Origin of the sequence: Variovorax sp. RO1, assembly GCF_002849325.1 — a bacterium.
GTDB lineage: Bacteria > Pseudomonadota > Gammaproteobacteria > Burkholderiales > Burkholderiaceae_C > Variovorax.
Genome location: NZ_PKMT01000002.1, coordinates 1,201,113 through 1,212,937 on the forward strand (window position 1 = coordinate 1,201,113; position 11,825 = coordinate 1,212,937).

13 protein-coding genes are annotated in these 11,825 nt (G+C 62.7%); 5 read left to right on the forward strand and 8 right to left on the reverse strand.

Annotated features, from left to right (window positions below; genetic code table 11):
* Positions 1-2: 2 nt before the first annotated feature.
* From CY658_RS16670 to CY658_RS16680, 3 genes are all read right to left on the reverse strand, one after another.
* Positions 3-1,901 carry an amidohydrolase gene (locus tag CY658_RS16670; RefSeq protein WP_219589596.1) on the reverse strand — a complete coding sequence of 633 codons (1,899 nt, stop codon included), beginning with the start codon at positions 1,899-1,901 and terminating at the stop codon, positions 3-5.
* Between the two features lie 80 nt (positions 1,902-1,981).
* The gene (locus tag CY658_RS16675; RefSeq protein ID WP_101491220.1) at positions 1,982-2,272 is read right to left on the reverse strand and encodes a DUF1427 family protein; all 291 of its coding nucleotides are present in this window, start codon (positions 2,270-2,272) and stop codon (positions 1,982-1,984) included.
* A gap of 30 nt (positions 2,273-2,302) precedes the next feature.
* Entirely contained in the window at positions 2,303-2,956 is a 654-nt protein-coding gene (locus CY658_RS16680; RefSeq protein WP_101491221.1) for a hydrolase, read from the reverse strand.
* A gap of 178 nt (positions 2,957-3,134) precedes the next feature.
* On the opposite strand from CY658_RS16680, the gene CY658_RS16685 reads away from it, so the two are divergent.
* Positions 3,135-4,046: a LysR family transcriptional regulator gene (locus tag CY658_RS16685; RefSeq protein WP_101491222.1), complete on the forward strand. Its 912-nt coding sequence runs from the start codon at positions 3,135-3,137 to the stop codon at positions 4,044-4,046.
* 34 nt (positions 4,047-4,080) lie between these two features.
* Here CY658_RS16685 and CY658_RS16690 read toward each other — a convergent pair whose 3' ends face one another.
* Positions 4,081-4,710, reverse strand: a complete 630-nt coding sequence (locus CY658_RS16690; RefSeq protein WP_101491223.1) for a 2-hydroxychromene-2-carboxylate isomerase — start codon at positions 4,708-4,710, stop codon at positions 4,081-4,083.
* Positions 4,711-4,874: 164 nt separating this feature from the next.
* Here CY658_RS16690 and CY658_RS16695 point away from each other — a divergent pair, with 164 nt between their 5' ends.
* Complete coding sequence (locus CY658_RS16695; protein WP_180288643.1) at positions 4,875-5,720, forward strand: alpha/beta hydrolase; 846 nt, start codon at positions 4,875-4,877, stop codon at positions 5,718-5,720.
* Between the two features lie 48 nt (positions 5,721-5,768).
* On the opposite strand, the gene CY658_RS16700 is transcribed toward CY658_RS16695, so the two are convergent.
* The 3 genes from CY658_RS16700 to CY658_RS16705 form a co-directional block, all read right to left on the reverse strand.
* A complete protein-coding gene (locus CY658_RS16700; protein ID WP_101491224.1) occupies positions 5,769-6,089 on the reverse strand; it encodes a hypothetical protein in 321 nt (106 codons plus the stop codon).
* Between the two features lie 399 nt (positions 6,090-6,488).
* On the reverse strand, positions 6,489-7,178 hold the full coding sequence (locus CY658_RS32490; RefSeq protein ID WP_143713700.1) for a hypothetical protein: 690 nt from the start codon (positions 7,176-7,178) through the stop codon (positions 6,489-6,491).
* Positions 7,175-8,488, reverse strand: a complete 1,314-nt coding sequence (locus CY658_RS16705) for an AAA family ATPase (protein ID WP_101491225.1) — start codon at positions 8,486-8,488, stop codon at positions 7,175-7,177. The genes CY658_RS32490 and CY658_RS16705 overlap by 4 nt, the downstream gene beginning before the upstream one ends.
* Before the next feature lie 261 nt (positions 8,489-8,749).
* On the opposite strand from CY658_RS16705, the gene CY658_RS16710 reads away from it, so the two are divergent.
* The 3 genes from CY658_RS16710 (at position 8,750) to CY658_RS16720 (ending at position 11,362) form a co-directional block, all read left to right on the forward strand.
* Positions 8,750-9,949 (forward strand): MFS transporter, encoded by a 1,200-nt coding sequence (locus CY658_RS16710; RefSeq protein ID WP_101491226.1) that lies wholly within the window; start codon positions 8,750-8,752, stop codon positions 9,947-9,949.
* A 60-nt stretch (positions 9,950-10,009) separates the two neighbouring features.
* On the forward strand, positions 10,010-10,834 hold the full coding sequence (gene dkgB / locus CY658_RS16715; protein ID WP_101491227.1) for a 2,5-didehydrogluconate reductase DkgB: 825 nt from the start codon (positions 10,010-10,012) through the stop codon (positions 10,832-10,834).
* 102 nt (positions 10,835-10,936) lie between these two features.
* The gene (locus CY658_RS16720) at positions 10,937-11,362 is read left to right on the forward strand and encodes a PaaI family thioesterase (RefSeq protein WP_101491228.1); all 426 of its coding nucleotides are present in this window, start codon (positions 10,937-10,939) and stop codon (positions 11,360-11,362) included.
* A 44-nt stretch (positions 11,363-11,406) separates the two neighbouring features.
* Here CY658_RS16720 and CY658_RS16725 read toward each other — a convergent pair whose 3' ends face one another.
* On the reverse strand, positions 11,407-11,799 hold the full coding sequence (locus tag CY658_RS16725) for a hypothetical protein (RefSeq protein ID WP_257884894.1): 393 nt from the start codon (positions 11,797-11,799) through the stop codon (positions 11,407-11,409).
* Positions 11,800-11,825 lie beyond the last annotated feature (26 nt).

An 11,825-nucleotide genomic window follows, 5' to 3' on the forward strand; every position in this document is an offset into this window, starting at 1 on the left:
CATCACACCGCCCAGCAGGCGCAACCCAGCGCGCCCCAGAAGCTCTTCAGGTCGGCGATGGGCAGCTTGCTGCTCCACGCCGTCGCGTGCTGGTGGCCGTGCACGTTGCAGTCGTTGGCGCAGGCGCAGGCCGCTGCGGCGTTGCGCATCACCTTCTGCAGCGGTGCGCCTTCGGCCTTGTCGGCCCAGCCGGCATAGCCGCCGAAAGTGCGCGCAGGCGACCAGTCGGGCATGGCGGGCGGCACGCTGCCTTCGTCGTGCGGGGCGAACGGGCCGGCGCCGTAGACCACCTTACCGCCCACCATCGTGAGCAGCGCGGTCGTGTCGGCAATCTCCGATTCGGCGCAGGCGAAGAAATCGCGGTCGGGCACCACGAGGTCGGCCAGTTGGCCAGCCTCGATGCGGCCCTTCTTGCCCTCTTCGTTCGAGAACCAGGTGACGTTCTCGGTCCACATGCGCAGCGCGGCCTCGCGGTCCAGGCAGTTGCGCTGCGGGTACAGCTGCATGCCGCCCACCGTCTTGCCCGTGACCAGCCACGACAGCGACACCCACGGGTTGTACGAGGCGACGCGCGTCGCGTCGGTGCCGGCCGACACCTTCAGGCCGCGCTCCAGCATCTTCTTGACCGGCGGCGTGGCCTCGGCCGCGCCGGGGCCGTAGCGCTCGACGAAGTACTCGCCCTGGTAGGCCATGCGGTGCTGCACCGCCACGCCGCCGCCCAGCGCGGCGATGCGGTCCATCGACTTTTCGGAAATCGTCTCGGCATGGTCGAAGAACCAGTTCAGGCCGGCGAGCGGCGTGTCCTTGTTGACCTTCTCGAACACGTCGAGCGAACGGCTGATGGTTTCGTCGTAGGTCGCATGCATGCGCCAGGGCCAGCGGTTCTGCGCCAGGACGCGCACCACGCCTTCGAGATCGCCTTCCATCTCGGGCGCCATCTCGGGGCGCGGCTGGCGGAAGTCCTCGAAGTCGGCCGCCGAGAACACCAGCATCTCGCCCGCGCCGTTGTGGCGAAAGTAGTCGTCGCCCTGCTTGTATTTAGAGTTCGCGGTCCAGTTCAGGAAGTCGTCCTTCTCGGCCTTGGGCTTCTGCGTGAAGAGGTTGTAGGCCAGGCGGATCGTGAGCTGCCCGTCGTCGTGCAGCTTGCGGATCACTTCGTAGTCGTCGGGGAAGTTCTGGTTGCCGCCGCCCGCGTCGATGGCGCCGGTCACGCCCAGGCGGTTGAGCTCGCGCATGAAGTGGCGCGTCGAATTGAGCTGGTAGTCGAACGGCAGCTTCGGCCCCTTGGCCAGCGTGGCGTAGAGGATGGCCGCGTTCGGCTTGGCCAGCAGCAGGCCCGTGGGGTTGCCGGCGCTGTCGCGCACGATCTCGCCGCCGGGCGGCGCGGGCGTGTCCTTGGTGTAGCCCACGGCGCGCAGCGCGGCGCCGTTGAGCAGCGCGCGGTCGTACAGGTGCAGGATGAACACCGGCGTGTCGGGCGCCACCGCGTTCAGCTCGGCCAGCGTCGGCAGGCGCTTCTCGACAAACTGGTGCTCGGTGAAACCGCCCACCACGCGCACCCACTGCGGCGCGGGCGTGATCGCCACCTGGCGCCTGAGCATGCCCATGGCGTCGGCCAGGCTCTTCACGCCGTCCCAGCGCAGCTCCATGTTGTAGTTGAGCCCGCCGCGAATGATGTGCAGGTGGTTGTCGATGAGCCCCGGCAGCACGCGCTTGCCCTGCAGGTCGATCACCCGGGTGTGGCTGCCGGCCAGTGGCAGCACGTCTTCGGCGCGGCCCACGCGGGTGAAGCGGCCGTCCTTGATCGCCACTGCGTTGGCCGTGGGGTTGGCACGGTCCAGCGTGGTGAAGCGACCGTTGCGCAGGATGAGGTCGGGGGTGGAGTTTTCGGTGTGGGCCATGGTCGATGCGGGTGCGAGGGAGGTGGCTGCGAGGGCGCCAAGGGCGCCAAGAAAGTGACGGCGTTGCGGGTCTTGCGAGCTCATGCGTCGCTCCGCTCCGAGGGGCGGGCGGCGGCGGTCTTCACCGCCTCGGGCTTCACGCAGGCGGGCAGTTCGCCGAACACATGCGGCTTGACCTGGTGCTGCAGCCACGAGGTGGCGGCCGGCCGGTCGAACACCTGCCGCACCAGCGGCGGAATTTGCTCACCGAGCAGGATGCCCAGCAGGCCCACCAGGGCGATCACCGGCGGCGCCGGCGAGCGCACCTGGAAGAGCGCGTAGATCACGCCGACCAGCAGGCCGAGCGCGAGGGAAACGACATAGGTCTTCATGGTCGGTCGGCCTTCCGGGTGCTCTGGCGCTCAGCCTTCGTGGGCGCCGAACATGGTCTTGGCGTACGTCACGCCCAGACCGTACGCGCCGCCCACCTTCTTGGCGATGCCGGTCGTCAGCTCGTACGTGTCGCCACGCGCCCAGTCGCGCTGCAGCTCCAGCAGGTACTGCAGCGAGGTCATCGGCCGCGCGCCGGCCTGCACCATGCGCTCCATCGCGCGGTTGTGCGCCTCGGTCGACACGTCGCCGCTGGCATCGGCAATCACGTACACCTCGAAACCCTGGTCGAGCGCCGACAGCGCCGGGCCCACGATGCACACGCTGGTCCACAGGCCCGCCAGCACGATGCGCGGCTTGCCGATGGCGTTCACGCGGTCGATCACGGCGGCGTCTTCCCAGGTGTTCATCGAGGTGCGGTCGAGCATCTTCTGGCCCGGGAAGGCGTCGGTGATCTCGCTGAACATCGGACCCGAAAAACTCTTCTCGGCCACCGTCGTCAGGATGGTCGACACCTTGAAGCCGGCTGCCGCCTGCGCCAGCAGCGCGGCGTTGTTGCGCAGGTTCACGGCGTCGATCGAGTGCGTGGCAAAGGCCATCTGCGACTGGAAGTCGATCATCACCAGCGTGTGGTCGGTGGGGGTGAGCAGCGTGGCGCCGGCGGTGGGGGTGGCTTTGACAGTCATGAGAGGCTCCTTTGACAGGGTTGAGTACTTAGATATTCGATTCGGTTCACAATCGCTTTCGGAGGGAATTTCCTTGGCGTGGGCTGAATCATCCGGTGCACGCAGGGCCTCATCGACGAAACTTTTCACCATCAATGATCGAAGTTTTCGATCATTCTTTTTTTGCGAGGAACGCCCCGTGCTCAAGCTCACCCTGGAAGCCATCGAGGTCGTCGATGCCATCGCGCGCCACGGCTCCTTTGCCGCCGCCGCGACGCGGCTGAACAAGGTGCCCTCCACCATCTCCTACGCCGTCGGCAAGCTCGAAGAACAGCTCGGCATGCTGCTGTTCGAGCGCAACGGCCCGCGCGTGACCCTCACCGGGGCCGGCGAAGAAATGCTCAAGGAAGGCCGCTGGCTGCTCGGCGCCGCGAGCGACCTCGAATCGCGCATGCGGCAGATTGCCACCGGCTACGAATCGGAGCTGCGGCTGGTGCACGACTCGCTCATTCCCACCGAGGCCTTCATGAGCGACATCCGTGCTTTTGAAGACCTGCGCTGCGGCACGCGGCTGCGCATCGGCTGCGAGGCGCTCACCGGCAGCTGGGAGGCGCTGCGCGAGGGCCGCGCCGACATCGTGGTGGCCGCAGGCGAAGGCCCGGCCGGCGGCGGCTACCAGACCGCGGCCGTGGGCAGCCTCGAATTCGCTTTCTGCGTCGCGCCCACCCACCCGCTCACGCGGCTGACGCGCCCCGTGCAGCGCGGCGACCTGATCGACTGCAACGCCATCGTCGTCGGCGACACCGCGCGCATCCTGTCGGACCGCACCGTGGGCCTCATGGCCGGCCAGCCGCGCATCACCGTGCCGTCGATGGCCGCCAAGGTCGCCTGCCAGGTCGCCGGGCTGGGCCATGGCTTTCTGCCGCGCGCCTGCATCGCCGGCGAGCTGTCGCGCGGCACGCTGGTCGAACTGCCGACCGAAGAGCCGCGCACGCCCGAAGCCTTCTGGCTCGCATGGAAGACCGGCGCGCAAGGCCAGGCGCTGCGCTGGTGGCGCGAGCGGCTGAACCGCACGCTCATTCCCGCGCTGCTGCCGCGCTCGTTCGCCTGAAGAAAAAAGAGAAGGAAGACGAAGAGGCTGTCGCTCAGCCGCCGGCGCGCAGCTTGTCCAGCGCCCGGTCGAGGAACGCCAGGCGGTCTTGCCCCCAGAAGCGCTCGCCGTTCAGGATGAACGTGGGCGCGCCGAACACGCCCGCTGCCACCGCGTCGGCGCTGTTCGCGCGGTACACGGCCAGCACCTCGGCCGACTGCTCCAGCGCCTGCAGCGCCGCGCCGTCGTAGCCGGTTTCATCGGCGATCGCGATGCGCACGTCGGCCTGCGCCGTGTCGCGCTCTTCGGCCCACAGCGCGCGCAGCAAGGCGTGCGACAGCGGCTGCGCGTCGAGGCCCTGCAGCTGGGCGGCAATCACCATCCAGCCGGGGTACTTATTCCAGTTCGGGTCGGTCGGCGCGCCCTTCGGGTAGTGCGCCGGCTCCAGGTTCATCGGCAGGCCGAGGTAATCGCGCCAGCGCGACAGCTCCAGCGCGTGGTACGTGCGGCGCGGCTCGGGGCGCGTCTTCAGCGGAATGCCGCCGGTCTGCGGCACCACCGCCTGGAAGTCGTAGGGCTTGAGCGTGAGCTGCACGTGGTGGCGGCGCACGATGTCTTGCAGTTGCGGGCCGCCGAGGTAAGCCCAAGGCGAGGAGAGGCTGTAGTAGCAGTCGAGAGCGATCATGTCCGGATTATCTTCAGCCCCCGGCCAGCGCGCCGCACGGTACCGCCATACACCTCGCAACGCAGCGCCTTGCGAACGCGGTGAAACTACGCCCCTTGCGCGTTTTGCATCGGCCGGGCCCTGCCCTTGCGATGCAACGCAGCCACTTTTCCGGGAGCCCTGATTTGCAGCCGAAGACCCAAGCCAAGATTGCACGCATTGCCCTGTCGGCCTCGGCCGCCGTCATTGGCAGCCTGGCCGCTTACTGGACCCTGCTCGCCACGCGACAGGGCCACATCTTGTTCAACGCCCGCAAGCTGCCCGTGGTGCATCTGTCGGACGATTTCTCGACCTACTCGCATCCCGTGCCCGGCGGCATGGTGCGCGGCTACGTGTACCACCCGCACGGCGAAGACGCGCTGCAGGATTTGTTCATCTACTTCGCCGGCCGCGGCGAAGACGTGCGCGCCACCGCGCAGATGCTGCACTGGCTGCCCGAGGGCTTCGGCTTTGCCGCCCTCAACTACCGGGGCGTGGCCGACTCGGAGGGCGCGCCTTCCGAAATCGCCTCCGTGGCCGACGCCGCCCAGTTCGCCAACCACCTGCGCCGCGCCTTTCCGCATGCGCGCCTGCACGTCGTGGGCCGCAGCCTCGGCACCGGCGTCGCCATCCAGCTCGTGGCGCAGCAGCCCTTCGAAAGCCTGCAGCTCGTCACCCCGTACGACTCGCTGCTCGAAGTCGCCAAGAAGCGCTTTCCGCTCGTGCCGCTGTCGCTGTTGCTGCGGCACCGCTTCAACTCCATCGAGCACAGCAAAGAAGTCGCCGCCAAGACCCAGGTGCTGCTCGCCGCGAAGGACGACGTGGTGCCGCACGAACGCTCCGAAAAACTCATCGCCGCCTGGCCCACGCCCGTGAGCGTGCAGACCGTGTCGAACTCGGACCACCACAACATCACCGGGCTGGAAGAGACGTGGTTGATGCTGGTGGACTTTGCGTTGACGGCGGTGTTGCCGGAGCCGAAGGCGGCTTAGGGGTTGCGGGCCGGTCGTGATGCAGAGGCTTCACGCCAGCCGCTGTGGCTAGGCCGGCTTGAGCGAAGGTTGCGCTTGTAGCGCATCGCGTACGGCGCCGGCTGTTGCGTTGACGGTGGCGATACGCGTCATCAACGCTTCGTTGAGCAGGCGCAGCAAGGCGCTCAGTTCGGTGCGGGTGGGGGCGAGTTCTTCGCAGTCGTTGAGGGCGCTGGTGTCTACAAGCTTTTCTAGCGCGGTGTAGGCACGCATTACAGCGTTGAGGTTGTCGGCGTCGTCGCAGGCTTGGATCGCGAGTTCGTCGAGAGCGGGCAACACGGCAACAGGACAGGCGCTTGCTTGCGCGGACACAGGTGCAGATTCAGCCATAGAGGCCTCCAGTCGGGTTCGGTTTGCTACAGCCGACGCACCCGCTTCCAAACGGTGGCGGCAGCTCGAACGGGTTGGAAGACCGGGAACCCTCTTGCGAAAGCCGGCAGGGCTCGCGCCCTCCCGTCCGAGCCGCCTAAAAAAGGCGCACGAACGAAAAAGCCGCAGACCATGTGCGGTGACTGCGGCTTTCGTCGCAGAGAGTTCGACGGGCTTCCAAACCCGACCATGCTATTCGCACGGTTGCCAGGCAGTATATCTCTTCTTCGGACAAGATATTACGACCCAACCCCTTGGCGCTGCGAGCCTTTAATTTTTCAGACTATTTCCACTGAAATAAAAATCAGAAATTTACGAAACCACCCAAAAAAAATCAAAACACCCATAAACAAAGAGCGTTCATTTTTGCGATTGAATTTTCAATCGGCTAGCGCGGCGTTCAAGACGTTCACTATATTTAATTGCAACTTGAGCCACGGCCTCACAAAACGCTTCTAGTCGCCCCATAGCGTCCGGTTGCTTAACGCGCGCAGCCAATCGCTTAGCCTCTGCCGCAGAAAGTCCTTTATGCCTGCGAGGCCAGATAAAACCATTTATCGTTGCTCGGCGATCATTCTTCAGAGTCGCATGGTTGAGATCAAGAATTTTTATCGTATTTTCTCCAGCAACTGTTCGCCCCTCGATTCGACCATCTTCATGAAAAACAAAGCTTGCAGGAGTTGCAGGATGGAGAGGAGAGCAAAAATCTCTCCCGTCCGGATCAAAGTTTTTTTTCAGATGAGCACCATACTCGCATATTGTTTTTGCCCGCCCGCCGGGGTAGCAGGCCAGCATATTTGAATAATCGATAGTTTCCCAGGAAATATTTCGAGACTGAGGCAAATAGTGCTCAATATGGCAGTCTGCGTCAGATGGGATCCTTCGCATCGTATAGGCACACAAATGATATTGCTCATTCAACAAAGAGGCCAAGACATCTTTACGAGGAAATCCTCCACCAGAGTACGTCAAATTCTCCGGGGTTTTCAAATTAACCTTTTTCCACTCAAGCAAGCCACGGGGCTCTGCATTTTTTACTATCTGCCTCACTCTTCATTCTCCTCACCCAAAAATTTCATGCTCTGCAGTGCAGCGCGTGCAGCAACAACACTAGGAACTGGATGGACGACGATTCTCTCCAATGCATTCAATTCAGATTCGGCCTTTTCAATATTCTCATCTTCAAGTGCATCACGAAATTCATCTAGAATTTTCGCGACCTCAAGATTTTGAGAAGCCGCGCCCATAATCTCCTCAAGCACTTCGTCACTCTCAAGGCCGAAAGCTCGCTCGGGATGCCCTATTGAGATTCCGTCTCTCATTAGAATAATTTCTTCAGCCTTCAATTCTCCGATAATTTGAGGGGAATGCGATGCCGCAATAAATTGAATACACGGAAAAGCAGAGCGCAAAACAAATGGAATTCTTCTTTGCCATGCTGGATGGAGATGCATATCCAACTCATCGATAATCACAATTCCGGGGGTTTCCTTCAACACCCTATCATCGAGATGAGGATTCGCCAGACACATGCGCCTCGCGATATCTGCGATCAATCCAATTATTGCTCGCTGGCCATCACTTAGATTTCTAAATGGTGACGGCTCCTTAAAATCCCAATCAACCACCAACTGTCTAAGCCGAATGTCGTACCGTATTCCCTTGGAGTTTGGCAAAGCCTGCGAGATCGCTTGATTTACCAGGCTAAGCTCATCGAATCCATAATCTGAGCGCTCTTCCAATCCATCCGAGTTTTGGCTGGAATTTTCCTCGAGTCGCTCAAGTGATTTTGCAATTATCCAAGACTCAAAATTTTTAAGATCTTCCGCAGCATCATTCCACGAATTGTAAGCATCCAGCCTAGAGTCTTGCTGTCTAACCGCATTACTGGCGTTAATCTCCTCAAGCTTCCATCTTCGCTCCGCCGAGTAAAAAGCACAAATAGGCAGAGTCAAGCTCTCATTTTGATCGACTTGCACCGTCATTTTTTGAAGCAGCGTATAGACAGAACTATCCCAATCAAGTTGAGTTGCCAGGCCTTTTCTTTCCTGCCACCAACTCTTATCCACTTCATTTATTTGCCCCAACACCCTCAAGATCACCGGAAAGCATTTTTCATAGCGAATCTTTCCAGCGCTCTTCACTAAAGCAACCCTAGCGCTTGAATCCTCACTAAGCGGCCAAAAAGAAAATTTACTCAGGCCATTTATTGGAGTGGAGATCGCCGCAACAATAGCCTTTAATAAAGACGTCTTGCCGCTTCCATTGGCGCCAACCAATAGATTAAATTCACTAGAAAACTGGAAGACACTATCCTCAAAGCAGCGAAAATTCAAAGCTTGGATTTCATAAATTTTCATATCTTCTTTCGGTTTAAATTCTCAAGCCTCATCACCTAAAAATTTCCTTTTGAAATTTATTAATTTTCAGAAATTCAAAAAATAATAATCTCAGGCAAATGAAACAAAACCCAGGGTGATGGATCGTAGACGTTTTTCATTGGCAATGAAAACCAGTCCTTTTGATTTTTGACTTTGAAGCAACTATTTTCTTCCTAAAGACCCATTTATCCGCAAAGGTAACCGCAAGACACTCCTCCTCATCCCACAAGGAGTGCTCTCATGCCAATCGCCTTACTCGCGCTGACCCTCAGCGCCTTCGCCATCGGAACGACCGAGTTCGTCATCGTTGGCCTCCTCCCCACCGTCGCTGCCGACCTCGGCATCGGCCTTCCCTCGGCCGGCCTGCTGGTCAGCCTCTATGCGCTGGGCGTTGCCATTGGCGCGCCGGTGCTCACGGCCCTCACGGGCAAGCTGCCGCGCAAGGCGCTGCTGCTCGGGCTGATGGCGCTGTTCACGGTCGGCAACCTGCTGGCGTGGCAGGCGCCCAGCTATGAATCGCTAGTTGCCGCCCGCGTGCTCACGGGGCTGGCGCACGGTGTGTTCTTCTCGATCGGCTCGACCATTGCCACCGGCCTGGTGCCGAAGGAAAAGGCGGCGAGCGCCATCGCGATCATGTTCACGGGCCTCACGGTGGCGCTGGTCACGGGCGTGCCGCTGGGCACGTTCATCGGGCAGCACTTCGGCTGGCGCGAAACCTTCCTGGCGGTGTCGGCGCTGGGTGTGGTCGCCTTCATCGGCAGCTGGATCTTCGTGCCGGGCAACATCCGCCACACGCCGCCGGCCTCGCTGGCACAACAAGCCAAGGTGCTGGCCGAGCCGCGCCTGCTGCTGGTGTATGCCAAGACGGCCATCGGCTACGGCGGCTCGTTCATTCCGTTCACGTTCCTGGCGCCGATCCTCACCCAGGTATCGGGCTTCAGCGCCGGCGCGGTGGGCTGGGTGATGGTGTACGGCATCTCGGTGGCGGTGGGCAACATCTGGGGCGGCAAGCTGGCCGACCGGCTGGGCCCGATTCCGGCGCTGAAGATCATCTTTGCGCTGCTGGCGGCCGTGCTGCTGGTCTTCAACTTCGCGGCGCCGCACAAGTGGCTGGCGCTGGTGGCGGTGCTGATGTGGGGCGCGGTGGCGTTCGGCAACGTGCCGGGGCTGCAGGTGTACGTGGTGAAGCAGGCCGAACGCTTCACGCCGCAGGCGGTGGACGTGGCCTCGGGCCTGAACATCGCGGCCTTCAACCTGGGCATTGCAGGCGCAGCCTGGGCCGGCGGTTTGATCGTGACGCACCTCGGGCTGATGCACACGCCCTGGATCGGCGCACTCGTCGTGCTCGTCTCTCTGGCCCTCACGCAGTGGAGCGGCACGCTCGACCGCCGTGCCGGCATTCCGGTGCACGCCTCGGGGCCGGTGCCGGTCGGGCACTGAGCCTTCCTCTTCTCCCCTCTTCTTTTCCCTTTCTTTGAACGCACAAGGACAACACACGTCATGACCACGAACAACATCAACGCTCCCATTCCCGCATTCGGCCTCGGCACCTTCCGCCTGCAGGGCCAGGTGGTGATCGACTCGGTGAAGAACGGCCTCGACCTGGGCTACCGCACGATCGACACGGCGCAGATCTACGGCAACGAAGCCGAGGTGGGCCAGGCGATTGCCGAAAGCGGCATGGCCCGCAACGACCTGTTCATCACCACCAAGATCTGGACCGACCACTACGCCAAAGACAAGCTGGTGCCCAGCCTGAAAGACAGCCTCGCCAAGCTGCGCACCGACCATGTGGACCTGACGCTGATCCACTGGCCCTCGCCCGGCAACGCGGTGCCGGTGGCGGAGTTCATGGGCGCGCTGGCCGAGGCCAAGGCGCTGGGGCTCACGAAGCAGATCGGCGTGTCGAACTTCAACATCGCGCTGATGCAGGAGGCCATTGCCGCCGTGGGCGCGCCGGCCATCGCCACGAACCAGATCGAGCTGCATCCCTACCTGCAGAACCGCAAGGTGGCGGCCTTCGCGCAGAGCCACAACATCCGCGTCACGTCGTACATGACACTGGCCTACGGCAAGGTGCTGAACGACCCGGTGATCGGCGCGATTGCCACGGCGCACGGCGCCACGCCCGCGCAGGTGGTGCTGGCCTGGGCAATGCAGCTGGGCTACGCGGTGATTCCGTCGTCGACGAAGCGCGCGAACCTCGAGAGCAACCTGAAGGCGCAGCAACTGAGGCTGACCGAAGCCGAGATGGCGCAGATTGCGGCGCTCGACCGCGGCGAGCGGCTGACCGATCCGCAAGGGCTGTCGCCGGCGTGGGATTGAGGCCCTGGCGTCGGGCGTGACACCGCGCGGCAGAATGCAGCACCCCCTCGGGGCGCCATGACCAGCGCCCTTTTTCTTCTGCTTCTTTTCCCCTCGCCAGCCATGACCGACCTCCACACCCGCATCTCCGACAGCTTCAACGCACAGGGCCTGATGGCCACGCTCGACGCGCGGCTGGTGCATGTGGGCGATGGCGAGGTGCACATCGAGATGCCGTTCTCGAAGGCGCTGTCGCAGCAGCGCGGCTATGTGCATGCGGGTGCGGTGACGAGCATCGTCGACAGCGCCTGCGGCTACGCGGGGCTGACGAAAGCGCCGCAGGGCTGCGACGTGGTGACGGCGGAGTTCAAGATCAACTTCATGCGGCCCGCGCTGGGCGAGCGCTTCCTGGCGGTGGGCCGGGTGCAGAGTTCGGGCAAGCTGCTCGCGGTGTGCACGGGCGAAGTACGCGCCTTCGCGAAGGCGGGCGACACGGACTACAAGGTGGTGGCGATGATGCAGGCGACCATCGTGAACGTGGCGCAGTAAGCGCGCGCGACAGCAGCAGCGGCGGTCGTCGTCGCTGGGTGCGGCTACCCGCGCTGCACGGTGGCTTCGCCTTGTTCCTGTTGTTGCTGCGGCGGCTTTTGCTTCTGCTGCTCGGCGATCACCGCGCGGCACATGGCCTGCAGTTCCGCCGCGACGGCGTCCGGCGCCTTGCGCAGCTCGGCGATGTCGCGCTCGCCGACGCAATGGCCTTCGAGGCGAACGTAGATGCGTGTGAAGTTGCCCCCGAGCGCGCGGGCAATGTCGCGCAGGCAATCGGCAACGCTGGCAAAGCCGGTGTGGCTGTAAGAGCTGGGCGGGATCACGCCCTTGGAGCGCGGCGCGCGCACGGAATACAGGTACGACGCGCCTTCAGAGCGCAGCTCCACCACGGGCTGCAGACCGCGCTGAATGTCGTCTTTTCCTTGCTTTCCTGGCATGGGGCGGAGTGTAAATCTGGCGCGGG

What these genes read in the sequence shown, in the direction of transcription:
- CY658_RS16670 (WP_219589596.1), bottom strand. Translation starts at nt 1,901, where the DNA reads ATGGCCCACACCGAAAACTCCACCCCCGACCTCATCCTGCGCAACGGT.
- CY658_RS16675 (WP_101491220.1), bottom strand. Translation starts at nt 2,272, where the DNA reads ATGAAGACCTATGTCGTTTCCCTCGCGCTCGGCCTGCTGGTCGGCGTG.
- CY658_RS16680 (WP_101491221.1), bottom strand. Translation starts at nt 2,956, where the DNA reads ATGACTGTCAAAGCCACCCCCACCGCCGGCGCCACGCTGCTCACCCCC.
- CY658_RS16690 (WP_101491223.1), bottom strand. Translation starts at nt 4,710, where the DNA reads ATGATCGCTCTCGACTGCTACTACAGCCTCTCCTCGCCTTGGGCTTAC.
- CY658_RS16700 (WP_101491224.1), bottom strand. Translation starts at nt 6,089, where the DNA reads ATGGCTGAATCTGCACCTGTGTCCGCGCAAGCAAGCGCCTGTCCTGTT.
- CY658_RS16705 (WP_101491225.1), bottom strand. Translation starts at nt 8,488, where the DNA reads ATGAAAATTTATGAAATCCAAGCTTTGAATTTTCGCTGCTTTGAGGAT.
- CY658_RS16710 (WP_101491226.1), top strand. Translation starts at nt 8,750, where the DNA reads ATGCCAATCGCCTTACTCGCGCTGACCCTCAGCGCCTTCGCCATCGGA.
- dkgB (WP_101491227.1), top strand. Translation starts at nt 10,010, where the DNA reads ATGACCACGAACAACATCAACGCTCCCATTCCCGCATTCGGCCTCGGC.
- CY658_RS16720 (WP_101491228.1), top strand. Translation starts at nt 10,937, where the DNA reads ATGACCGACCTCCACACCCGCATCTCCGACAGCTTCAACGCACAGGGC.
- CY658_RS16725 (WP_257884894.1), bottom strand. Translation starts at nt 11,799, where the DNA reads ATGCCAGGAAAGCAAGGAAAAGACGACATTCAGCGCGGTCTGCAGCCC.